This is a genomic window from Marinobacter sp. V34 (assembly GCF_055524115.1).
Genome location: NZ_JBUPZY010000007.1, coordinates 94622 through 119621, shown reverse-complemented (window position 1 = coordinate 119621; position 25000 = coordinate 94622). Strand labels below are relative to the sequence as shown.

The window sequence follows — 25000 nt, the reverse complement described above, 5'->3', positions numbered from 1 at the left end:
ATGCCGGACCAGAAACTAAAATTATCTGAAGAATTGCTGTCGCGTGTTTCTAAGAGTAGCGCCTCGGCAAGTTCAGAGGCTAAACAGATTGAGACATTAAAAACAGAGAGAGCGGGTATTGAGGCAGGAGCCAAAACGGAGGTTGCCCGGCTTCAGGTTGCGAAAGAAGCAATTGAAGCCGTAAAGGGTGTTTTCGAGGTCATAAAATCCCACAACCAGCTTAAAGCAACACTCGTAGAGTGGCAGGGGCGTGTTACTCAAGCGGAAATCGAGGTCAATCGGGCTGAAGTGAATCTTCAAGCAGCCAGAGAGAGTAACCAGATTAGAGTTGAGGAGCTGGCTCAGTCACGAGCTTTGATGGATCCGATTCTGAAGCTCTTTGACGCTACTATGGAGGAGTTAAGGAACTCGAATTGCTCAAAGGAAGAAAAGGCGCAGTTGCGACAAGAGCTTCAAATTATTTCGGATAACCTCGTGAAACTTAAGCAGTAACGGCCAATATTCGTGATTCACCTCTTCGTAATAGCGGGTATAAGCCTCACTGCGACGGGCGTCAGTTGGTGGAATGGCCAGCGAACTGAAGCCGTTCAGGCGCAAATCAAGGCCTTGGAGGAGCAGCTCGAGGCACTTTATGAAGCTGATGCAAAAGAGCGCCATGAATTGCTTGTCAGCTACGTGAAGGACTTGGAAGCTCTGGTAGTTCAAGAGCTAGAAACACGGAATTGCGTTGCTACTGAATTAATTGCAAGCCATGCGAAGGCTCGGGCGGTAATGGCTAAGCGTTTGGGGAGCCGAGAGAGCGATGCTTTTAACCAGGTTGTCCTTGAGCTAGAGCTTGCGCTTAGCCGAGTTGATGCAGAAAGGGCTCACCTTGGCTTGGTGAAGGGAATCCTGGCAGATGTCGTGAATGGTAGATGTGGTGCGATTCCTACTCCTGCTGAACTTCAATTGCCTAATGATTTTCCTCGTGAGGGCGGGCTGGTTCATTTTGAAGGGGAGGTTCCCGACGCGCTTCATGGCTATCGTCTGGTGGTGGAAGACTGGTCGGAAGAGCTCAACGGACGCGCAATGCTGTTCGGCGTTGACCATAAGAAGCGTTCTGCGAAAGTGTCAGTAATCGGTGCAGCACTTTTAGAGGCTAATCTTACGGACGGCGGTGCCCCTATGACCGCCAGAGTTGTTAGCCGAGAGCGGGAAGGGATTTATCTGGATTATCTGGGAGCTCGTTTAATTCTGGAGGCGAGGGCTCAGGACCACAGTCGGCTGACGCCCGAATCCTCCGTTGATGTGTATCCAAGCGTATGGATGCTTGAACAGCTTACTCGACTGGACCGGCAAACCCCTTTACCCGTCAGATTAACGGCGAGAATTGGAGGAAGCCGCGAGTTCTGGTCACCAATTCTGCTGTCGGTTCCAGAAAGCAAATTACCCGATTTAGTTTCAGCCTATCAAAAAATTGATGAGTCCTCACAGAACTCTCCCTGGAGGGTACACCTTATCGGTTCAAGTCAGGTTGGCTTTTCTATCGACAATGTGACGTTAGTTACTACGGCCAACTCGTCGGAGAAAGCATTTGTTTTGGACCATGTTCTACACGGCGCTGCTGATCCGCCTGTTTCCGTTCGTTTTCATGCTGGACTGTGTGCTTTTGCTTTTGGCTCCGAGGACGAAGCCAATATTGATCGGTCAATGTTTTATCCATTTGTAGAGGCCCTACACGCTGAATTAAGCAGTCAGAAGCAAATGCTGCTTCAGCGCAAATCCGCTTTGAGGCTCCGCAAGCTCTCGCTGATCTATCAGGACCAGCAAGAGCATATTCAATTGGAAGGATCTTGTGGATTTTTGCCTGGGGAGTCGCAAAAAAGAGGTCATGTTGTGGTTGGCATGATTACAGCGATGAGTCGCCCAAGCTGGCTGGATGAGGCAATCTCAAATGAAGGTAAAACACGGATTCGCGCTGTCGGACACGCTGAGGTTCGAAAAATAAAGCATGCGAGCTGGGTCGATCGGGAGAATGGCATTTGTAGGTTGGAGCTTGAGGCCCATTATCAGGAAGGTTTTCGGGAGATTAACCCCTTCGGCCTAACCCGGATTGAACGAGTCGGAGAGGGCTCTCAGCAACAGACACTGAGCAAAGCGCTTGAAAATGCCATTCTGGGTAAATTTGTCTCGCCAAAAGTGCACACAACTTTACTTGGTCTCTCTGGAGATCCGGTTCCGAATAGCAACCTAGACCGCTCGAGTGTCGAGAATTTGCTGGATTCAGACGAGCCTGTTGTCTGTGTTTGGGGGCCCCCAGGTACCGGTAAAACCACGCTATTGGTCAAGTGGTTGGCTTCGCTTTTTTCGGCAGATAATAGTCAAGGTTGGCCTAGCATCCTAATCACTGCCCCGACCCACGTTGCGGTGACCAAACTCGTCTCTGACCTTTTGGAACAGATTCCTAAGCTACGAGACGAGGTTGTTCGATATGGTAACAATGAGAAAGTTCAGGGAACTGATCTGGAGCCAGTTTGGCATGAGCGTTTGTTGTCGGTATTGGACCCTGAGCGCGGCAACCAGAGTCAAGCCGATGTTTCTTTGCAAAGATGGGAAAAACTATTAACAACTCGTGAAGGCCGAGAGTCTGCTGCTAAATGGCTTTTGGGATCCAAGCATCTTCACGCTGCGACCTGCACGGGCATGGCGCGAGCGGACTATGGTTTATGGCGTCGCACCTTTGACATCGCAATCATCGATGAAGCCGGCAAAGCCTTTGGTGCTGAGCTTTTGATTCCTGCTTCGGTTGCTAAAAAAGTTGTGTTGGTTGGCGACCATAATCAGCTTCCGCCAACTGTCACGACAGATGTTCTGGATATAGATATCGGTTATCGCTTGTCAATGACTGAGGTCGAGGAACTGCTGCGCCGAAATATGTTCCATGAGATTTTTGAACAGCTTCCCGCCGATGGAAAAGGGATGCTAACGACACAGTTTCGGATGCACAAAGACATTGGTGATGTTGTCAGTGAAATGTTCTATGACGGCCACCTTGATTCTGCCAGGAGCGATGAAGGATGGGACCTCACTCGTCGCCGAATGACATTTGTCGATTTCAGCAAAGTTTCGAATTATCGGCACCGCAAAAGTAATGCCTCTCAGTCGATCGAGAATCGGACTGAGCGAGCTGCCGTTCATACGCTACTCGCCAGAATGTCAAAAACAGGCAAGTTCAAGAGTCTTAGTATCCTTGTCGTTTGTCCTTATGAAGCACAGCGGAAAGCTGTTAAGGATGAGATTGATCGCAGCGGTTATGAACTGGATCTTGAAGTAACGACGGTTGATGCCGTGCAAGGTGGTGAAGCAAACATCGTCATACTGATGATGACCAGGAGCTCCGGAAGGGTCCAATTCTTACTCGATAGGCACCGATTAAACGTCGCACTCTCACGGGCCAGAGACGCGGTTATCGTTTTGGGGCACATTGAATGTCTAACCAAGAATGCTGACAGCCCTGTCTCTCAGTTATTGCAAATTGGTGAACGGAATAAAAGCCTAGATATGGTTCGGTTGGGGGCAAGGGCTGATTTTAGACGAGATGTTGCATCGATAATCACATGATTAAGCTGCATGTGAGGTGTGATCCGCGCTTAAGACAAAGGCAAGTGGACAACCATTTGAAAGTAACTTTAAGTAAGGGAATGCATGAAGATCTCCACACTTCTAGATCAGATTGAAATTGGCCAAATAGCATTGCCAGAGTTCCAGCGCGGCTACGTTTGGAATCGGGATCAGGTGCGTGGCTTGGTTCGCTCTTTATATAAGCGCTACCCGGTGGGCAGCCTGCTTGCGTGGATTACGGATTCCTCCCAGGCACAGGGGAGGGGAACAAGTGGGCTCGCATCCGGCCAGCAGGTAAAAATGTTGTTGGATGGTCAGCAGAGGATGACTTCGCTATACGGCATCATTAAAGGACAACCTCCCGCTTTTTTTGATGGAGATGCTAACGCGTTCAGGGGGTTGTACTTTCATGTAGAAACCGAAGAGTTCTCGTTTTATATGGCCTCCAAAATGCAGGGCAACCCCCTTTGGGTAGATGTCACTCGGCTTATGAAGGAGGGCGTGGATAACATTCTTGAGGAAATTCAGGAGTGCACTCAGGATTTCAAGCGCACGACTCACTGCGGCAATCGATTAAACCGGTTGCGTGATGTTCGTGAGATAGATGTCCACATTGAAGATGTGTCTGGACCAGAAATGACGTTGGATGTGGTGGTGGATATCTTCAACCGAGTGAATAGTGGTGGCCGGAAGCTCTCAAAGGGTGACTTGGCGCTGGCTCGCATTTGCTCGGTAGAGCCAGACGCCCGTTCTCGCATGCGCAAAGCGCTGGATCACTGGAATGATTCAGGCTTCGGTTTCACGCTGGATTGGTTGCTGCGAAGTGTAACAACAATTGCTACTGGCGATGCGCGCTTTTCGGCTCTTCACGAGCTGGATGCCTCTACATTCAACAGTGCGCTGCAGCGCTCCATCAATCATATCAATACCATCCTGGATCTGATTGGTGCTCGACTGGGGCTGGACCACCAGCAGGTCCTGACCGGACATTTTGCCATACCCATTCTGGCCCGATTTCTGGACGAGGCCGGTGGTGCCGCCCAAGACCACGAAACCCAGAACAAGATCTTGTTCTGGTATGTGCAAACGGCGATCTGGGGCCGTTATTCCGGCTCCACCGAGAGTGTGCTTTCCCGAGATCTCAATATTCTGCTGGATGTGGGACCAGAGGCAGGGCTTGATGCACTTATTCGTGAGTTGCAGCTTTGGCGGGGTAACCTGCGGATCAGACCGGAGCACTTCACGGGCTGGAGCCGCGGTAACCGGTTCTACTCCATTCTCTACATGTTGACTCGTGTTGGCGAAGCTCAGGACTGGGGTTCCGGCCTACCGCTCAAGAAGGGACTTCTTGGTAAGAACACATCTTTGGAGGTGCATCATATCTTCCCGCGGGATTTCCTAAAGAAGAGTGGCCACGACAACAAGAAAGCCATTAACGCTTTGGGTAACTTTTGTTTCCTGACCAAGAATAGCAACCTGCAGATCAGTAACCGCCCACCACATGAGTATTTTTCCGAGGTCGAGAGCCAGCATCCCGGGGCTCTTGCCAGTCAGTGGATTCCACAGGACCCTGAATTGTGGAAGCCAGAAAACTACCCGGAGTTTCTTCGTCAGCGTCAGGCTTTGCTGGCTGCGGCGGCAAATGCATTCCTCGACACCTTGTATAACCTGCCTTCGGATGACAGTTCAGTCGCCTATGAGGCGATAGAGCAAGGCGAGTCTGCACCGGGTGGCATCGCCGATGCGGAGGAGGAAAAACAGCTGGATGACGTTAATGAATGGGTCAGCGAGCGGGGCCTGCCGGCGGGCGAAAAAGAATTCGAGCTAAGAGATTCAGACACTGGAGAACTGAAAGCTTTCCTCGACTTGGCTTGGCCAGAGGGTTTGCAGGAAGGTCTGTCAGATCCAGTTGCTCTGATTCTCAATGAGGAAATGGGTTTGTTCAAGTTGGCCACGAATGCTGGCTTCCAGGTATTCGATGACGCCGAAAGCTTCCGTGTCTACGCAGCCCGCAAGGTCCTTGGTGATCTTCATTACGGTCTTCCTGAATGGGCGCAGCAGGTGGAGGACACTGCCATCCCTGTGGTTAATCACATTATTAAGAGTGATCTGCCCGTGCCGGAGTGTGGAGCTGAAATTCAGATGGACAGCGGAGAGGTAGCCGGGGAGTTTGAGTTTGTCTGGGATGATCAGCGGGTTGCTGTTTGGGTCTCTTCGGAACGCGCGCCACAGCGGGCGATGTTGGCTGCGAAGGGTTGGCGACTGTTTTCTCTTGAGGAAGTAGTTGAGTTGCCGAAGTTGCTGGAAGTCGCACTGGATAGCACGCCTGCCTAACTCAAAAAATTGAAATTTTGGGAAATGGACTTACCATTATGGTAAATGATAAAGTTGTCAGCCGTTTCACTGGGACGCCAACCAGGGAAAACGGTGGGATCATCGGGAAGGAACCGCTTTATCCTCCCGACGAAGTTCTCGATTTACTGGACAGGCGCAGCATTGGAGCGATAACTCTGTGGACCAATGACTGTCAGAAAGATGTCCAGAATCTTGAGCTCGACCATGACGGTGTAATTAAGCTGATTAGGAATGCGCTCCGTAGCGGGAGGTTTGTGAATTCACAGTGGTGTCAGCAAAAACCAGGCGGCCCATGGGCTGCGTGTGATGCGTATACAGTCACTCAGGCAGAGTGGATTGAGGCTGCCTTCAAATCGCTTGATATTCAGTACTATGTAAAGTTTGCTTTGAACAAGAGCGGGAAGCTCTTGTTGGTAGTTTCTTGCCATACCAGCAGCTGAGGATGTTTATATGGAAAACAAGGTTTGCCCGATCTGTGAAGAGGGCGTACTGACCATCAGGGAAGGGCGTAATGAAACTGAGTACAAAGGGGTTAACGGTTCTGTCCGTTTCTTTTACGAGGAATGTAATGTATGCGGCAGCGAGCAAGCTGATGCCGCTTTATCTCTGAAAAACAAGCGGCTAATGATTGCCTTCCGAAAGCAGGTTGATGGCCTTTTAACCGGAGCGGAAGTGCGGGCATTGCGGGAACGCCTGCAGTTGAAACAGTCTGAGGCAGCCCTGGTATTTGGCGGCGGCCCGACGGCGTTTTCAAAGTATGAATCTGATGACATTACTCAGTCTGCAGCTATGGATAAGTTGCTAAGGGTGGTGGACGCTCTTCCTGAAGCGTTTCGTCATCTTTGCAAGTTGTCAGGCCAAGAGGTACCAAAAGGGGTTCCTTCATTGTCCGTGGTGAGGGGGGCAGAGAACATCGAATGGCAGACAATCGAGATCCCGGAAACATCGGATGGCGCCAACGATGAATATCATGCTGCCACGTCACACCTTATTTCTGGTGAAGAGAGGTATGGCTGATGACAGATGAAAAATTGCAGCGGGCCATAAATCACCTTGCCATCTCGGATGTTTATCTTGTTGCTTCTGAGGCTCGCCACGGTGAGGAGTTCAATCCTAAAGCTGCCCATGCCCTTGAAGGTTTGAAAGTTCAGACAATGCATCTAGCCCGGCGCTCGGAGATTCTAGAAACGGACAAACCCGACCGATATCTCCTGCGTATCGTGCTGGGTTTCGGTGTTCGCTGGATTAGTGAATCGGAAGTTGAAAAGGATGCACCCCAGATCAGGGCTTTCGTTGAAGCAGATTATGTAGCCGAATACTTAATGGATGAACGCCTGGAGCAGGATGCGATTGACGCCTTTGCACTTCAGAATGCGAGCTACCATGTTTGGCCTTATTGGCGTGAATACCTAATGAGCCAATGCGAGAGGCTGCGGATGCCCCGCTTGATTCTACCCACCAAACAATTTCCTGATAACCAAAAACAATGACATAAGGAAAGCCCATGATCCCCGGCTTGTTGGCCAGCGAAGTATCGGCCGCCCTGCGCGAGTTCATTGTCACCGGCTATGAAACGGAAACCGACCCGTTTAAAGGGGAATTCCGTCGTCTGGTAGAAGAACAGCAGGACGGGGAAGCATTCCTCAAAGGGCCCTACGTTTCAGTGGGCTTGCCCTTTATGCGCGGCAAAGCTGGCCGGGATTTCTTCAAGGGGTTTGAAACCGAGCATCCGCCTTTTGCCCATCAAGAGCAGTCCTGGCAACGATTAGCGTCTGATCGGCGGGCTGCGAATACTTTGGTGGCCACGGGCACCGGTTCGGGTAAAACCGAGTGTTTCATGTACCCGGTTCTGGATCACTGCCACCGAGAGGCAGGCGCCGGTATCAAGGCCATTGTGATTTATCCCATGAATGCGCTGGCCACAGACCAGGCGAAGCGTTTCGCCAAAGAAATTTATCGCCAGCCTGCGCTGAAAGGGCTTCGGGTGGGGTTGTTCGTTGGCGGAGATGGCCAGGGCACCAAGGCCATGGGCCCGGATCAGGTCATTACTGACAAGGAAACCCTGCGCAACAACCCACCGGATGTGTTGCTCACCAACTATAAAATGCTCGATTACCTGCTCATGCGCCCGCAGGACCAGAAGCTGTGGGCCTACAACGGGCCGGATACCCTTCGGTATCTGGTGGTGGACGAGCTGCATACCTTTGATGGCGCCCAGGGTACGGATCTGTCGCTGCTGATTCGACGGTTGCGGGCCCGGTTTGAGATGACGCCGGAGCAGTTGGTGTGCGTGGGAACTTCTGCCACCCTCGGTGGCGATGACAGTATTACGGGTTTGCTGAGCTATGCGTCCGACATCTTTTCCAGCCCGTTTCGCCGGGACTCGGTCATTGCCGAGCAGCGGCAAAATGATTCAGAGTTTCTCGATAACCTGGCGTTTCTCGGGCTGAACAAAGAAGTGGGGCCTGAGCATCTTTCGCTTGCCCTGAATGAGGGGCTGCAGGCCTATCTTCTGAAGGCCTACGACCTGTATTTCAGTAAAGAACCTGAAATACCGCTGAATGCCAAAGAAGGACGGATTCAGCTGGGCAAGGATCTCAAGCAGCATGGTCAGCTGGCAAACCTGCTGCGTCAGCTCAAACTGGGGCAGGGTACGCCGCGCTTTCGGGAACTGGTGGATATGCTGGCGTCCCAGATACCACCGAAGTTTCAGCGCCAGCCAGAGCAGGCATTGATTGCGTTGTTAGCGCTGCTTTCCCATGCCCGAGACGAAGTAGGGCGGCCGTTTGTGCAGTTGCGTTTGCAGCTTTGGTCCCGGGAGCTACGGCGGATTGTAGGCACCTTGCGGGAGCCGCAACCGCAAAACCTTGTGACGGACGAAGCGCCTGAAAACGGGCGCGCCGACGTTCTGCCCCCGTTGTTGGCTTTTGGGGACGATAAACCGCCGAAGGGGCAAAGGCAGGTGCGTTTGCCTCTGGTGCAGTGCCGGGAGTGCCATGGCACCGCCTGGTTAACTCGCATGGAAATGAGCCACGTTTCTGACCAGGTGGTGGAAACCGAACTTCAGAGTATCTACAGCGCGTTTTTTGGAAACCACGAAGAAACCGCACTCTTATTGCCTTGGCAACATGGCGAGGATGTTTCGCCAGCGGGGATGCACCTGGATAATTTTCGGCTGTGCCGTGAATGTGGCCGAACGGCGGCAGCGGATTATGCAGGCCCCTGTAAGGGCTGCCAGGCGGGCAACGAAGCGTTGGTGCGGGTGAGCAAACCTCATCAGTTGAAGGAGGTCAAACGTGACAATACCAATAAAAATATCCATGAGCACGATTGTCCCTACTGTTCAGCCAAGTCCGCTTTGGTGGTGTTCGGTGCCCGTGCTGCCAGTTTGAGTGCCGTGGCCATTCACCAGTTGTTCAGCAGCCGTGACAATGATGACCGCAAGCTGCTGACCTTCAGCGACTCGGTTCAGGATGCTACCCATCGAGCCGGTTTCTTTGCTGCTCGTACCTGGCAGAACAATGTGCGTATGGCGCTCACCCAGTTACTGGAAAATCAGTCCGAGCCATTACCGTTGTTGCAGTTACCTGATCTGTTTGAGAGGTATTGGCTGAATCAGGGAGGTGGGTCTGGGCGTATTGGGTTGCCCCGTTACCTGCGTGAGTTCATGCCGCCGGACAAGCGGTTTACTGCGGATTTCGAGCATTTCGAAACGACTGGCGAGGCGCGCGATGCGGCCAGGATGCTCAAGCTGATTCGCGGACGGATGTTGTGGCAGGCGCTGGAAGATCTGGGCTGGCGAGCTCAGGTTGGGCGTTCACTGAATCGGCTTGGCATTGCCGCGTTGGACTGGCCGGCAGAGTCGGTTGCCCGAGCAGCGCTGGCCTGGCGGGAAACCGTAGACAATACGCTGGGCTATCGCATTGATAGCGAGGCGGCTGCTGGCCTGATGACCGGCCTGGTTCAGCATCTGGTGAATCTGGGCGCGTTCGGGCTGAAAGACTTGGCGTACTACCGCGAGAAATCCGGCAAGAGTTACCTGCTTAAATTTCTGGATTACGCCCCGCCATTGGGCCCGTCTTCCCCACGGCCTCGGTACCCTGCTGTGGCAAAGGCTGAAGGCTATGAGCCGCTGAGTCACACTAATGCCTCGAAGTCCTGGTACGAAAACTGGCTCATCTGCCTGAACCCGGACACCCTCGTAGATCGCAAGCAAATGGAGCTGGTTCATGCTGCCGCTCTGGATGCGCTGGCGGATGTGGGAATGGTGCAGGCTGAAAACAATGAACGTGGCGTTAAACTATGGGCGCTGAACCCGGAGCTGTTGACCATCGTCACCGATGTTCGGGCTGTGGAGTGCGAAGGCTACCGCCCTATGCACGTTCCCGCCGACAAGGCCCGCAACTGGCTGGGGTTGCCGATGATCAGTGCCGCTGGTCCGGAGCTGCTGTACGAGAATGTCGTTCCTGTACGTGACACCTTGTATGCCAACCTCTACCGCCATGGTGAAATACACCGGGTAATCGCCCATGAACATACGGGTTTGCTGGCGGCCAGCGAGCGGGTTCGCGTAGAGAACAGCTTTATCAACGGTGAGAAGCCCTGGGAATACAATCTACTGTCGGCAACGCCTACGCTGGAAATGGGTATCGATATTGGTGACCTCTCCAGCGTTTTGCTGTGTTCCGTACCGCCGGCCCAGGCGAACTACCTGCAACGCGTGGGCCGGGGTGGTCGCCGGGATGGCAACTCCTTTGTCTTGACGGTGGCCAATGGCCGCCCACACGATCTGGTGTTTTACGCCGATCCCGGGCGGATGCTGGATACGCCGGTTGAGCCGCCTGCGGTGTTCCTGAAGGCCCGCCATGTGCTGCGCCGCCAGTTGCTGGCTTACTCCATGGACTGTTGGACCCGTGGGGCAAAGGGGGACAATCAGGTACCCCATACCATGCAGCCGGTATTGGATGCAGTAGAAAAGACCCAAGAGGACCGATTCCCCTACACCCTGCTGAATTTCCTGAAACATAACATGCAGCAAATCTGGGACGGGTTCAGTAGCCACGTTGCCACTGAACTAAGTGGGGAAGATCTGGAGCTACTGCGGCAATATCTGTTTGGTGGGCCGCAATACGATGAGGACCGGTTGGAGCTGTATCTCATCGGCCGGCTCAAGCTGGTGGCCGATGAGCGTAACCGCATGGCCATCACCATTAAAGACCTCGACAAGCAGCTGGATAAACTGCGCAAGCAACCCCAGGACGAACACACCCAGGCCGAAATTCTGGAGGTGGAGCGTGAAGCCGCGGGCTACCGTGGGATGCGCATTCGCCTGAACAAGCGTGAAACCCTGAATTTCTTTACCGACGAAGGGCTGCTGCCAAACTACGCCTTCCCGGAAGAAGGGGCGACCCTGCATTCGGTAATCTTCCGCTCTGAGAAAGGTGCGGGAGGCGATGGCGCAGAGCATGAATTCGTAAAGCGGGAATACGAATACCAGCGCCCCGCTCAGGCTGCGCTAACGGAGTTGGCACCGGAGTCGGTGTTCTATGCGGGCAACCGCAAGGTGAAAATAACCCGGGTGGAAACCTCGAAGGGCCGCAACATTCAGGACTGGCGATTTTGCCCCCGGTGCCATTATTCCGCGCCCGCCGATGATCCTACTTCTGGCTTCAGCGATAAAACCTGCCCACGCTGTCATACCAACCAGTGGGGCGATGAAAGCGCCCGCACCAAAATGCTAAAGATGACGCAGGTCTACGCGTTCACAAACGCCAGGGATGCGATTCTGGACGACCGCTCCGATGACCGGGAGCCAGTGTTCTTCAACAAGCAGATGCTGATCGACTTCAAACCTTCCGATGTACCGATTACCTGGGTGCTGGACGATAAGGAAAAGCCCTTCGGCTTCGAGTTCATCCGCTCCGCCAAGTTTCTGGAAGTGAACTTTGGCCGCCGCGAAGGGGAGGAGATGTACTTCGATGTGGCCGGAGAGCAAATCCAGCGAGCTGGTTTCCCTATCTGCCGGGAATGTGGCTCGGTGCAATCCAAAGCTGCAGCCAATGGCAAGAAAGAGGCTGCTCACCTCAAATCATGCAGTTACGCCCGTGGCCCAAAGAAACTGTCGAACGACAAAGAAGACACGGGCCTGGAGAATTGCCTGTACCTATACCGCCAGTTTTCGTCTGAAGCTCTGCGGATTCTGCTGCCGAGGCTGTCTACGGGCGGTACTGAAGAGCAGGTGAATTCGTTTGTAGCGGCCTTGCAGCTGGGCTTGAAAAGACGGTTTGGCGGCAAGGTAGACCACTTGCGGGTAGCCTATCAGAGCGAGCCAGTGGGCGAGACCGATGAGCGTAGGCACTTTATTGTGTTGTACGACTCCGTGCCTGGTGGTACCGGCTACCTGCATGAGCTGCTGAGCCGGGCGGAGAACATGCAGTCGGTGTTCCGCATGGCCTACGACGTAATGGATGCCTGTGACTGTTACGACAACACTATGGATGGTTGTTATCGCTGCCTGTTGGAGTATCGCAATGCCTATGGCATGGAAAGCACCAGTAAGGAGCTGGCGCTGGAAATGCTTAAAGATATTGTCGACGGTAACCATCAGTGGGTGCAGGACAAACAAGGTTTGAGCGCGCTGGGTGGTAACCCCTGGATAGACAGTGAGCTTGAAGCGCGCTTCCCGGAGGCGCTGGCACGGTTCTCTGGTGAAGACTGTGTGGGCAACCACAAGGTGCGAGTCGGCAAGGACATTATCCGGGGTAAAAGCGGTTACCGGCTGACCATTGGCGATCTCGCCTATGAGATCGAACCGCAGGTGAATCTGGGTATGGAGGAAGGCGTGCAGTTTGCCAGCAAACCGGATTTTGTGCTTTGGCCGGCACGTAAAGGTTTGCTGCCTGTGGCGGTTTTCCTCGATGGCTATAAGTTTCATGGCGAGAAAGCCAGCGAAGACTTGCTCAAGCGCCAGGCTCTGATGCGTGCCGGCTTTGTGGTTTGGACGCTGAATTGGTACGACGTCAACAAGGTTATGGGCGACAAGGCCATGGATGTGCCCTTACCGCTCGGCATGACCTCTGCGGAACAGAATCATCAGGCCATTGCGGGTCTCTCCAAGGTGGTTGGATTAAATAACACCGCTCAGCACCTCAATAAAACCACCTTTGACTTGCTGATGCACTTCTTGACCGAGCAGGACAATGCGTTGTTGCAGCAGCAGGCGCTGTTTTTCATTCTGCAATGTCTGCCGGCCCGGTCTTTGGCAGACGCCGACGTTAAAACTGTCGTGTTAGATAGCTTGAACGGCCTGCCAGCAAGCTTCACTGACCTGGCGCCTGATCCTGCTGCATTGGCAGGATCGGTTGAGCTAACCGATGACAACGCCGCAGCGAAGATTACCCTGAGCCTGCTGGCCGGACCGGAATTGCTCACAACCTTTGATCTGGGCAAGGCTCTGATCTCTGCTAGCTACACCCTGCAAAAAGGCAGTGAAGACCAGGCCCGTTACCAATGGCAACGGTTCTGGACAGCTGTGAACTTCCTGCAGTTCCTGCCCGCGTTTTACGCGTGGACCCCAGACTCGAAAAACAGCGGTATTGCGGCGGGTCTGCTCTGGACGAAAAACACGGGCCAATATGGGAAGCCCGACGTTAAGCCAGAGCAGGTTCCGCCCTGGTTTGACCAGCTCGAGGATGAGTTGCGGGAAAGGCTTGAAGAGCAAGATGTGGCCTGGCCGGCGGAGGTGTTGGTTGCAGAGCCCGTAACTGCGGGTGAACTGGACGAAGTGGTAGGCGAAGCCGAACTGTTGTTTGCCAGCGCAAAAGTGGCTTTGTTGATGGATGATATGGACGACCAGGTGGCTGCCAGGCCTTATCTTGAAGCGGATGGGTGGCGTATCTGCTCCTCGGTGGACGAGTTGGTTGATGCCTTGAATGAATTGGAATCAGGAGCCTGAGATGGCGAGTGTTGCGTTTTCTGACAAGTATTTTGAAAGCCTCCTCAAGTTGACACCGAAGGAGCAAAGTCAGGCCAATAAAGCGGTCATGTTATTTCAGCAGGATCGCAACCATACCAGCCTTAACTACGAGAAGCTGCCCGCTTTCAAGGACAATAAGGTCCGCTCTATCCGGGCAAATCAGGATGTACGGATTATTCTGGCGGCGGCGGAGAAGGAAGATCTGTATCTAATGCTCTATGTGGACCACCACGAACCAGCTTATAAATGGGCAGAGAAGCGTAAGATCGAGATCAACCCAAACACTGGCAGCGTTCAGGTATTTACGGTTGAAGAGAGTGTTCTTGAGCCGGCAGGGGAAGAACCGCGAGGGACATCACGGCCCGGCTTGTTTGATGCCATCAGGGATCGGCAACTGTTGCAGCTGGGCGTTCCAGAAGAGGCGTTGCCCCTGGTTCGTACTATGAAAATTGAGGCGGACCTGGAAACCGCGCTGACTGAAGAGAAGATTCCGAAAGACGTTCACGACGGCCTGTTCATGATAATGGCCGGTGCCAGTTATGAGGAAGCCTATAACGAAGTGGTTCCGGCGGCCCCGGAGACGGTGGATACTGAAAACTTCACAGCAGCGCTGACACGCCCCGAATCGCAGGCTGTCTTTACGGTGGCCGAAAACGAGCAAGCTCTGCAGGAGGTGCTGAACCAGTCGATTGAGAAGTGGCGGGTGTTCCTGCACCCGGCCCAGCGCCGACTGGCAGAGGGCAAGAAAAACGGCCCGGTTCGCGTGCTTGGCGGTGCGGGTACCGGTAAAACCGTAGTGGCTATGCATCGGGCTAAATGGCTTGCCAACCATTTGGAAGAAAGCGATGGGAAAATACTGTTCACGACCTTCACCAAGAACCTGGCGGCTGACATCCAGCAGAACCTGAACAAGATCTGTAGCCAGGAGGCGCTGGCTCGTATCGAGGTGCAGAACCTAGATGCCTGGGTGATGAACTTCCTGAAAAAGCAGGGCTACGACTACGGTTTGTTATTGGATAGCCGGGAAGAGAAGAAACTATGGGAAGAGGCTTACTCAGAGAAGCCCGCCAGTATTGATCTGGGTATGGCATTTTTCCAGGAAGAGTGGGCGAGGGTGATCCAGCCCCAATCAGTGCGCAGCGTAGATGAATATAAGAAGGCTTCGCGGATTGGTCGTGGTACACGGTTGAATCGCCAGCAACGGGTGGAAATCTGGCCGGTATTCGAGCGTTATCGTCATCTGCTGGCCAGCAACTACCTCAAGGAGACGGATGATGCCTACCGCGATGCCCGTATGCTGATTGATGGCAAATCGGAGCTGCGCCCCGATCTGGCGGCAGTCATTGTGGATGAGGCGCAGGATATGGGCACCCAGGCATTTATGCTGATTCGTGCTCTTGTACAACCAGGCCCTAATGACTTGTTCATTGTTGGTGACGGTCATCAGAGAATTTATGGCAAGAACAAAGTCGTGTTGGGCCAGTGCGGCATTGATATTCGTGGTCGTAGCGCCCGTCTGAAGGTTAACTACCGGACCACAGATGAAACCAGGAAGCTGGCGGTCAGCATTCTGGAAGGCGTGACCGTGGATGATCTCGACGGCGGCGAAGACACGCAGTCTTTCTACCACTCCCTGATGCACGGCCCGTCACCAGACATTCGGTGCTTTGATTCAATGCCGGCGCAGGCCGACGCTATATTGGCAGCCATTCGAGACAACGATCTTGCCCCCGAAGCCTGCTGCGTGATTGCCCGCACCCGAAAGGAAGTGAATGAACTGAGAAGCGCGTTGGAAAGCCGGCAACAGATTTGTCAGGTATTGGATGGCCGCTATGTTGCTACGCCGGAAGGCACTCTGAATCTTGCAACCATGCACCGCGTGAAAGGTCTCGAGTTTGATGCTGTGTTCCTGGCTTCAGCGAATAAGGGGCTTGTGCCATTGGATTATGTTCTCAACTCAGCTGCGGACGCGGTAACGCAGCGGCAGCGGGAGAACGAGGAAAGGGCTTTAGTCTATGTGAGTGTTACCAGGGCTCGCAAGTTGGCTTTCATTTTTGGCTACGGACCGATGAGTGAATGGTTCTCAGGCGAAAGCCACGACAAGTGATGGCGACATTGAGTCGACAACCCAAAGAATAGCAATAAGCGAAATCCTCTAAATCGCTATGTATATCAGGTATTTACTATGGAAGCTGTAACTATCACCAGCGTTTTCAGTGCCATCCTTGGGGCGTTGACTGGAAATGTCGGTGCGGCCTTGCTGGGTGCGGCAATTGGTGCTGGACTATCGGCTGCGCTGATTGTAATTCACGAGACCAATCGTGAGAGGAAAAACAGGGCATTGGATCTGATTCAGGAGTACACGTCACCTGACTTTATTCAAATCCGTAACGATGCCGGGCGAGCTCTGAGAAAAGCCTTGGCTGAGGTGGAAGTGCCCTCATGGAGCAATCTTCATAAAAGCTTGCCAACGGAGGAGTGGCAAAAAATATCCAAAATAGAGCATTTTTATAAAAAGTTGGATTTCATGGTGAGTATCAAGGAAGTAGATTCGAAATACGTTTCGAAATATTTTGAAAAAGAGTTTCCTCACTGGCAGTCGCGCTACTTTGGCAAAATCAACGTGGCGTCTAATGAGCCAGAACATGGCTTCAAAAATCTTTTTGAGGAATTGGAATCCGCATTTTCAAAATCCTAAATGTTCGCAGAGGTTCGGTTTGCCGAGCTGCGAGTGGATACCCATGCCATTAGAATATTGAAATAGCCCCGAGTGAAAAATTGAGAAATTTAGGGCGCTCGGTATGCTGATACGCACTGAGGGGAAGATCTGAGATGGGATTGAGGGGTGAAGCCGCGTGACAGTCAATATCGGCGGCATTCAGCCCTCTTCTCTGGTTAGCTATTCACATTAGAGGCGATTGAGCGGCTTGTCGAAAACCATCACCCAGTTCTCAACCCGGTTGTCATAGACCTGGACCCGGTGATGAACCAAAAGCCCAGCCTGAGAAAGTTCCTCAAAAGCCTCCTTCTGCACTTTGGGCGTAAGGCCAAGGTTTTTCCGCACGCTTCGGGGAGTGATAAAGTTTTCGAAGTTCCACTCAAGAAGGGCTTTCCAGATCACTAGCGCCATGAAGGAAACCCCCGGGTTGTCCTCAATCTCCTCATCGGTCAGTGGATGGTTTTCGTAGATATCATCGATTGTATCGGTCATCGCTCGATCCTTTTTCGGATTAGTAAGTGAAAGCAACATTTTTCGCTTGAAAGGCTCTGCGCCCTACAAATCCAAGATATCCGTTTGAACGGTCGCCGATTCACATAAAAACGGCATTTTTTGCGCCTCGTTTTGCAGCCTGATAGTGCGATTTTAACGAGAAGCTTCGAAAAGGAGCCAAAGGTTAAGTTTTGAGAGTTGCTTTGCGTACAGTGGCTTTTTTGTCAGCACGGTTGATCGCTTGGAGAGCCTTGCGAAGATCAGAATACTCTGCGCGGATTTCTCCCATCTGCTCCTCAATCTCCAAAACTTTTCCGATAGTCCATGGTTTTGCTCGCAGCCAAAGGCTTCTCGAGCGATAGCGGTGTCCGCGACCCTTTGGGATAAGTTTGGATGAGGAGTAGTAACCTCCGATGTTAGAGCCGTTGCGGGTCCGGGAACGGCTCCAATAGATTTCCAGGTGGTGCGCTCTTATACGGGCGTAAACCCTCAATGGGCATTGTTCGGCAGGAGGGAGAGCCGAATTGTTGAAGTAACTGAGGTGCCTCCTGTGGCACTCCACCAAACCCTGTGCCTCATCATGAAGCTCTTCAATTCGAGTTTTAATGTGCTCAACGGCTTGTGACATCGCCATAAGTAGGTTCCCCTTTATATGAAATTTGATAAGACCAGGCAGGATCGCCTGATCGATCTGGTTCATTGAGAGGATATAGGGGGGCTTTTCCGCCCGCTTGCACCACGCAACCACTTTTCAGGCAGTTTTTGGTGGGTTCGAATATCAAATTTGTGTTTGTCGGTCGGAAATTGGCTGTCGATCTCTATCCGTTAAGCCATCCCGCTCTGTGCGACTAATTAAAAAAGGTAAAAAGGACTGGAGCGATCACAGCAGAATGAGAAGTTGCTTTTCCCTTCAAATTAAGGATTTGAGTAGATATTGTTCGAATTTGGCCGCGCTTCGCTGCCACTCTCCATAAAATCAGCTTCCTGATGTAATTGTTTCCGTCAAATTACGAAAAAAACGTAATTCGCTCCTGGTAAAGTTGCTGGTACTAAAACGAGCAACGGAAAGGAGCACAAGATGACATCGCAAGTTCGTTACACGGCCACAGAGACTGAACAGCTGCTACGGCATGCACTGGATTCGACAAGCCGCCTGACAAAGGGACGTCTGGCAACAGAATTAGGAGTTGCACCTGCTCGTATTTCTGAAGGCCTCAGCGGAGAGTGGAAACTTGGTGGTGACAAGCGGGAGAAGCTGATCGAAAAATATGGCCAGCCAAGAGGTAAACGAGGCCGATATGTGGAGGCAGAAACCTCTGAGTCCATCTCCGATTTTCTCCAATACGAGCAGGAAGTCTCCCGAAAACGACACCTGGAAACCGTTTTGGTTGCACTCACGGCCCCAGGCTTCCTCCAAGAATTAGCTGGTCATATCATTAAGCCTGATCGGGAAGACTTCTCAGGAATACCGCCCGTTCTGACCCCACGGCAAGCAAGCCAGACGCTCGAAAAGATTGAGCAGTTCCTCATGAGCCCAGAGTTCGCGGAATGGCTGGAGGCCATCCGCATTGGACACCAACGGCTCGGTAAGTCGAAGGTTTCTGCTGAACACCTTCAAGACTATTTTAGAGCATCAACATTTTACGATATCGATCAGGTTGCTGAACTTACCTTTCCGATAGAGCGGCCGGAACCCCCTAGTGACCATGGGCTAAAAGATTATGCAGACAGATACGGTCTAGCATTTCAACACATTAATGGGTTGGATCTTGCTGCCCTTGGTGCAGCTTTTCTTTCCTTGCAGGACGAAAATTACTATCGGGCCGCTGGCCTAAAGAAACCAATTTCATTGGCGAAGCCTCCCAGCCGCAGAGCTCTCGTTGAAAATAAGGAATTTGTTCTTACCGGAGATCGTGTATGGCAAGAGCGGGGTCGATTTAACTCCCCCAAGATTGGTCAGCCATTCACGGAGGCCGGAGTTTTCCGGGTCCCGCTTAAATACCCTCACCAGGTTTTATCGCCAACCTTTGAGCGGCAAAGAAATCTGGAGGTCCCTAGCGGTGGAAAGAGGGTTGATTGGAACCTTGATTACTGGACTACCTATCGGGTGGAGTTGTTTCTGAATCAGGACTGTAACTACGCCCTTGTTATTGAGCTTGGCACCGATCATGGACCATTTATTGCCAATGACTTGCACCTCACCGAACGAACAATACTAATACCAAAGATCTCGGGTCGGCACGTTCTCGAACACTTAAACGAGCTCAGGGATTGGTTGGGCATGGACGAGCTTCCTGAAACATCCATTAAAGAGAATATAGCCCTTAAAGGTGGCTATATCCCAGGCGCCGAACTTCTCTGAGGGGGGTGAGTCATGTTAAAAATTAAGTTCATTGGTGCAATCCAAGGTGTTACCGGTTCATGTAGTTGGCTCTGGGATACAGGGTCAGATACGCAGTTTTTAGTTGATTGCGGCATATTCCAGGGAGGACCTCACCATGTTGAGTGGTCTAATCGTAAGCCATTCCCATTTGATCCATCTGAGATTCAATATGTGCTCCTGACTCATGCCCATCTCGACCACTGTGGCTTGATACCCAAATTGGTTGCAGAAGGCTTTAAGGGATGGGTTTATTGCACTCAGGCGACTCGGGATGTCGCCAAGGAACTGTTGGCTGATGCAGCAAAAATATCGGGGTTATATTCCCAGGATGATGTGGACAGTATCCATTGGCATACGATTGATGACGGTCAGTTCAGTTGGGGCCGGAAGTTAACCCTCGGCGACGACCTTATTGCGACGTTTAACCGAGGCTCCCATGTGCTCGGGGGGTGCTCGATCTCGGTATCGTGGGCCAAATCGACAGGCGATAAACCTGAGGACTTTGCCAGTATTCATTTCTCTGGCGATCTAGGATGTCAAACCGACGAGAACCCATATCTACCGCTTCTCAAGCCGGATCACTCGCCATACCCGAATGCCGAATACATTGTTACTGAAGCGACCTACGGGGATAGATTGCGGGGATCTAAATGCTGGAAGACCCGCACATCGCTGCTCTCGGATACGATACTTCGAACAGTGACAGTGAAAGGGGGAAAAGTACTGATTCCAACCTTTGCTTTTCATCGAATGCAGGAGCTGATTGCCGACATCCGAACCGTGGTCGGTAACGATGATAATAACTTGAGACGAAGGCTCGCAGGTGGCAAGCAGCTGAGAATTTTATGTCATAGCCCTCTCAGCAACAGATTGAATGGAGTATATGGAGAGCAGCTGGTAAAGGTTTTGGGCAACGGCAAGTATCAGTATCTGAATAAGGAGCTGGCGGGCAGGGCTCGGTGGTCTGCCTCAGAAATTGCAGCGTTATACACCTCACTTAACCATGGTCGCACAGTATCGTATGGCCCGATTACGATCTCCTCGGTCGGCCCAAAAAAAGGGAAGGCAGCGGAATCGTTCGGGCAACATCTTGAGAAATCTGATGTGATCTTGGCGAGTTCCGGAATGTGTGATCAAGGCCCGTCGTCCGAGTACCTGCAAATGCTCCGGGATGATCCGAGAAATACAATTATATTGACGGGCTTTCAGGCCAGGAGTTCTGCCGGGCGGGCTCTCTTGGAAGGCTCTGAGCAAGGTGCGGAAGTTGTCGATTTATCGTCTCATTACTCGGGGCATGGTGATCAGCAAAAACTTTTGGACAACATTTTCGAACTTGGTGGCTATAAGGGCAGGCAGGAGGGGACAACTGTTTTCATCAATCACGGAGAGCCTGGTAGCAAAGAGACGTTCAGAGCAAAGATCATGGAGCGAAACAAGGAAGAAAGATCTGGGCAGAGGAAAGTTGCCAAGGCTCTGATTGCTAATGATGATTGGTTTGATCTTGATGCAGGCGATTATGCGGAAGACACCGAGTCTCTGACCAAGCAGGAACTACAAGAGGAAATTGAGCGATTGCAGAAACTGCTTCAAACCGCGTAGCGGAAAATAGCATTTGCATGATGCCGAAATACCCTCCCTCTGGTGCCGATTGTAGTCCCTGTCTGACGAAGCCTTGAGCGATATTAAGTAAAGGTCCTATTTCGTGTGAACCGCTCGTGAACCTGTGGGTACACTGCCGATTCATAACCATGAAGCTGATTTTTAGACGGTGTACCGCTGGTGTACCTGTGGGTTCACTGGTTCAAAAAGCAGGTCATTCGGATGGATTGATGAGTGTACCGTGAGTGAACCTGTAGGTTCACAGCATTAACCATGATCAGCGCAGTTGATGAGCAGGATACCGCCAGTGAACCCACAGGTTCACTGGCGTACTTAGCCTGGCCTTATTTGGTTGAGCTCGAAAAGAACAGCGGCACCCCGCCATTTTCAGGACTTGCGAAGTTGCTCCAGTTATCTCAAAATCATGACAGACGTCTGTCCGCGACGCATAGCGGAATAGAGCTAGCTGGGCCTCGAACAGCTGCGGCCATGCCATCGAGCTAGATGGTAAGCCGCCTGCCAATCGGCAGTACCGCAAAGACTCACACCTTTGAGTCACTTCAGACCGCTGTACCGGACCTCCCGGTTACAGCCTCCAGTAGGGATTCGATGATCCCCCCGGAGAGTTTCCGTTCAGTTTTTTGCCGCATGCGTGCGTTTTGTCGCAATGCTGTTGCAAACCAACCTCGACGTTTATTTTTAGACTCGACTTGCCCGTACGTGGAATAGTTCTGGCTGATTTAAGAGACCACCACTGGGGCATCGTCACTCGTTTTACTGTTTTTAAAAAATCATTTCACACAGAGACAGGTTAGAACGATGTAATGCTAGGCCGCGCTACGCGCGGGGTTAGCCGCCAACTACGGTGGACGAAACTGGACGAAAACGTGGCTTCAGGCCAAATTTTCTCAGTTTTAACCACCCTCTCCATTGCTCGAGCCGCGCCACCTGGAGCGCGGGGCTAAATGCCTACGCCGGGGCTGTACCACCCAATGTCCTATCACGACATGTCGGTATCGCGCGCGACTTACCTCGCCACAGCACTCGATTCCGCAATGGAGAGCACCGCTTACCAGAATTCCGGCATGACGCTCCGGCACTGAAAGCGTCTTCTCTCAGAGGGTTTGCGTGCACCTGAAGCACAGCGCATCACTTAACAGCCAGGGAAACAGTTATGAGAGGAAATAATCTTGGTTTGAAAACTCGAGACATGGCCAAAGCCGGGCGCTTTGCCATGAATCGGGAGGTGGCCGACGGCAATGCCAGTTTTTCGACGGCAGCCACCATTGCGGATCGATTTAATCTTTTTTCTCAGTTCGCTAAAGACAGGGGGCTGAGAAGACTTGAGGAAATTACAGTTAATCTTGTCACTGATTATGGCCAGGCGCTGGCTCGCCAGGTCGAGGCAGGTGACCTGTCTGCAGCCTACGCCCAGAACCTTGTATCCGCGGTGAATACCGTTATGCAAGCGGCTACAAGAGGTAATTGGACATCTGTGAGTCCGACCAAGACCTGCAAAATACCTCAGCGGTGCCACGTGCGTGAAAACACCCCTGCATCGACAGACCGCGGTCTGGTCGACAGGGCAATGGGAGCTATGAGTGAACGCGGACGCGCGATTACGTGTCTGGCTCGAGACCTTGGTTTGCGATCTAAAGAAAGCAGCCTGATCGACGCAAAAGCCGCTTTTACAGAAGCGAAGCAAAGTAAAAAGGTCACGATCGTTCACGGCACCAAGGGTGGTCGAAAACGGGAAGTGCCTATTAATAATGAACACCAGTTGGCGTCACTGGAGCTTGCCGCTGAGGTTCAAGGTGAGGCTCGCTCTTTAGTGCCAGAGGATCAAACTTGGGCCCAGTTCTTTGAGGGAGACTTGAGAGTGACTCGAGAAATTCTCCAGGCCCACGGAATGACCGGGTTACACGACCTTCGCGCTGGCTACGCATGCGATCGCTACGAGAATCTTACCGGTGAACTCCCGCCGCTTAATGGCGGCAAGGCATCTAAAGCGGACGACATGGCGGTTCGAAAAGTGATTGCAGTCGAACTGGGACACGGCAGGACTGACGTTGTGAGTTCCTATATTGGAGGAAGGCCATGAATCAGGAACTCTTTTATAAGCTGCATCAGCATGCCCGTCGAGGAGGGAAAGTTGCCCGGAAACGACAGCTCCAGCGTGTAGACCGGTTCATTAAGTGGTGCGGCAGGGCGCCAGACCAAATTGGCCGAAGGCAGATCCATGAGTTTTATAGGGCTCATGATTTCGCACCGACGACGGCCAGAGATTATGACAGCGCTATCCGACTGTTATGGGGAGTTATGGGCAGAGCCGGCGAGCCGCCCCGACCACCACAAACACATGAGTAGTTCTTTGTCAGTTTGGAAGTGACCGGGTTGCAGATCGCGATTCATGAGGAAAATAGAAGCTGATCCCTCAATTGCGACACAGGTGCAAAATGGTAAATTTCAAACTGACTATTCCTATCTCTGCGACACTCTCTCTGGTCATTTTTATGACCGCTTGCACTACTACCTACGAGCCTCCCGTGGTCGCCGACAAGCTTATCTGGACCTCTGACGGCGAAGGCTCTCGGCCTGCGTGGACACTTGCGCCAGCTGCTACAAAGGATTCGGCAGACCAGGCTGTCCGTGTGGTTGGAATGAGCAACCGGCACAGCACGCAAAAGGGCGCTCGAGATGCTGCCATGGATGATGCTCGCCGACAGATCGCTAACTATTTTTCCAGCCAGGTCGACGACAAAGTCGAGCGAGTTGAAAGTGGCGCTAATACGCAGAGTGGGGTGCAAGACCCCGTGCAGGAGCTGAACCGGATTACGCAGCAGCTTTCTGTTCACGCGGTGAACTCAATGACAGTAGAGAATTCTCGATACGAGCAATGGTTCGATAGCCGAACCGGCAAAACCTTCTTCAACGCATTCGTGAAGGCCTCCATGCCCATAAATTCGCTTAATGTTGGAAGGTCCGGTGAGTTGGAAGATATGCGTCGGCTAGACGAGGACGAACGATGAATAGAGGTTTTCTTCTCATGACGGTCAGTCTTCTATTTATGGCATCTGGCTTGGCCCGCGCAAACGATACATCTGTCCTGAAGACCGCTGAGCTTCCATCGTGGACCTCACAAACGCAATTTCGGGAGGCTGGTGGTAAGCGGATGGTGTTTGTGGGAATGGGACAGGGAGACTCAATAGCGCACGCCAAGACCCGGGCACGAAGTGATTCCCAAGCACAGTTCCTATTGGCAGTCGGCGGGGTGGTGATTACAAGTCAGAAGATTGTGGAATCATCACAAACAGATCAAGACGGCATCGCCCAGTATTCAGTGTCGGGCCAACGCTATACCAGCATTTCCTCGGAGGGTTTGTTTCAGAGCGGCGATTCAGAGTTTGTTGCTCATTCCTCCGGAAACACTGTGAACGGGTATTTCCGTTTTAGCCTCCCGATTGAGTCTGTTGAGGCTGCGCGCGATGAGCTGGCACGCAAGCACAAGGCTGAAGTTCTCCGCAAGATTGAGGCTTACCGATTGGCAAGGCTATCTAGGCAGAATGGAGTCAACGGAAACCTTTATGCGGTGGTTGAGCAGCGAGCGTCCGCCCGGCGTGGAACAAACGAACTGCGAATTTCTGTGGAATACGAAGCACGGCGCAAGGCTCGGCATGCATCAAAAGTTGCACTTCTCAAAAGTCTGAAGGGGGCTTCCATCATAGCTGTTTCAGCCCAGTCCGGTCAGCAAGTCGACATGAGTTTCTCCAGCGCCACAGGAGTCATCCGGTCGGAAGTTGTTGCTGAACGAGTGTGGTGGGAAGGCGAGGAAGCAGTTGCAGAGAGCTTCCTCCTTGGCTGGGTAAAATAGGGCTGA

Annotated in this window: 16 protein-coding genes; 13 read left to right on the top strand and 3 right to left on the bottom strand. The window is 52.4% G+C overall.

Going from position 1 to position 25000, the window contains the following annotated elements; genetic code table 11:
- The 8 genes from AC0B60_RS12970 to AC0B60_RS12935 all read left to right on the top strand — a co-directional run bounded on the left by AC0B60_RS12970 (position 1) and on the right by AC0B60_RS12935 (position 16628).
- The gene (locus AC0B60_RS12970; RefSeq protein WP_465086243.1) at positions 1-492 is read left to right on the top strand and encodes a hypothetical protein; all 492 of its coding nucleotides are present in this window, start codon (positions 1-3) and stop codon (positions 490-492) included.
- A gap of 12 nt (positions 493-504) precedes the next feature.
- On the top strand, positions 505-3600 hold the full coding sequence (locus AC0B60_RS12965) for a DEAD/DEAH box helicase (RefSeq protein WP_465086242.1): 3096 nt from the start codon (positions 505-507) through the stop codon (positions 3598-3600).
- 84 nt (positions 3601-3684) lie between these two features.
- Positions 3685-5934 carry a GmrSD restriction endonuclease domain-containing protein gene (locus AC0B60_RS12960; RefSeq protein WP_465086241.1) on the top strand — a complete coding sequence of 750 codons (2250 nt, stop codon included), beginning with the start codon at positions 3685-3687 and terminating at the stop codon, positions 5932-5934.
- 471 nt (positions 5935-6405) lie between these two features.
- Entirely contained in the window at positions 6406-6972 is a 567-nt protein-coding gene (locus AC0B60_RS12955; RefSeq protein ID WP_465086240.1) for a type II toxin-antitoxin system MqsA family antitoxin, read from the top strand.
- The gene (locus AC0B60_RS12950) at positions 6972-7445 is read left to right on the top strand and encodes a hypothetical protein (RefSeq protein WP_465086239.1); all 474 of its coding nucleotides are present in this window, start codon (positions 6972-6974) and stop codon (positions 7443-7445) included. Before AC0B60_RS12955 ends, AC0B60_RS12950 begins: the two co-directional genes overlap by 1 nt.
- A 14-nt stretch (positions 7446-7459) precedes the next feature.
- Positions 7460-13909 (top strand): DEAD/DEAH box helicase, encoded by a 6450-nt coding sequence (locus AC0B60_RS12945; protein WP_465086238.1) that lies wholly within the window; start codon positions 7460-7462, stop codon positions 13907-13909.
- Positions 13887-16037, top strand: a complete 2151-nt coding sequence (locus tag AC0B60_RS12940) for a UvrD-helicase domain-containing protein (protein ID WP_465086237.1) — start codon at positions 13887-13889, stop codon at positions 16035-16037. Before AC0B60_RS12945 ends, AC0B60_RS12940 begins: the two co-directional genes overlap by 23 nt.
- 78 nt (positions 16038-16115) lie before the next feature.
- Complete coding sequence (locus AC0B60_RS12935) at positions 16116-16628, top strand: hypothetical protein (RefSeq protein WP_465086236.1); 513 nt, start codon at positions 16116-16118, stop codon at positions 16626-16628.
- A gap of 210 nt (positions 16629-16838) precedes the next feature.
- Here the strand turns inward: AC0B60_RS12935 and AC0B60_RS12930 are convergent, their stop codons facing one another.
- Positions 16839-17141 carry a hypothetical protein gene (locus AC0B60_RS12930; RefSeq protein WP_465086235.1) on the bottom strand — a complete coding sequence of 101 codons (303 nt, stop codon included), beginning with the start codon at positions 17139-17141 and terminating at the stop codon, positions 16839-16841.
- A 184-nt stretch (positions 17142-17325) separates the two neighbouring features.
- Positions 17326-17769 carry a conjugative transfer protein MobI(A/C) gene (gene mobI / locus AC0B60_RS12925; protein WP_465086367.1) on the bottom strand — a complete coding sequence of 148 codons (444 nt, stop codon included), beginning with the start codon at positions 17767-17769 and terminating at the stop codon, positions 17326-17328.
- A 450-nt stretch (positions 17770-18219) separates the two neighbouring features.
- Here mobI and AC0B60_RS12920 point away from each other — a divergent pair, with 450 nt between their 5' ends.
- From AC0B60_RS12920 to AC0B60_RS12910, 3 genes are all read left to right on the top strand, one after another.
- Positions 18220-19503 carry a hypothetical protein gene (locus tag AC0B60_RS12920; RefSeq protein WP_465086234.1) on the top strand — a complete coding sequence of 428 codons (1284 nt, stop codon included), beginning with the start codon at positions 18220-18222 and terminating at the stop codon, positions 19501-19503.
- A gap of 12 nt (positions 19504-19515) precedes the next feature.
- On the top strand, positions 19516-21123 hold the full coding sequence (locus AC0B60_RS12915) for an MBL fold metallo-hydrolase (protein WP_465086233.1): 1608 nt from the start codon (positions 19516-19518) through the stop codon (positions 21121-21123).
- A gap of 1174 nt (positions 21124-22297) precedes the next feature.
- Positions 22298-23224 (top strand): integrase domain-containing protein, encoded by a 927-nt coding sequence (locus AC0B60_RS12910; protein WP_465086232.1) that lies wholly within the window; start codon positions 22298-22300, stop codon positions 23222-23224.
- Here the strand turns inward: AC0B60_RS12910 and AC0B60_RS12905 are convergent.
- Entirely contained in the window at positions 23203-23382 is a 180-nt protein-coding gene (locus tag AC0B60_RS12905; RefSeq protein WP_465086231.1) for a hypothetical protein, read from the bottom strand. The two genes, AC0B60_RS12910 and AC0B60_RS12905, sit on opposite strands and share 22 nt — an antisense overlap.
- A gap of 197 nt (positions 23383-23579) precedes the next feature.
- Here AC0B60_RS12905 and AC0B60_RS12900 point away from each other — a divergent pair, with 197 nt between their 5' ends.
- Complete coding sequence (locus AC0B60_RS12900) at positions 23580-24152, top strand: hypothetical protein (protein ID WP_465086230.1); 573 nt, start codon at positions 23580-23582, stop codon at positions 24150-24152.
- The gene (locus AC0B60_RS12895; RefSeq protein WP_465086229.1) at positions 24149-24994 is read left to right on the top strand and encodes a hypothetical protein; all 846 of its coding nucleotides are present in this window, start codon (positions 24149-24151) and stop codon (positions 24992-24994) included. The genes AC0B60_RS12900 and AC0B60_RS12895 overlap by 4 nt, the downstream gene beginning before the upstream one ends.
- The last annotated feature ends 6 nt before the right edge of the window (positions 24995-25000 follow it).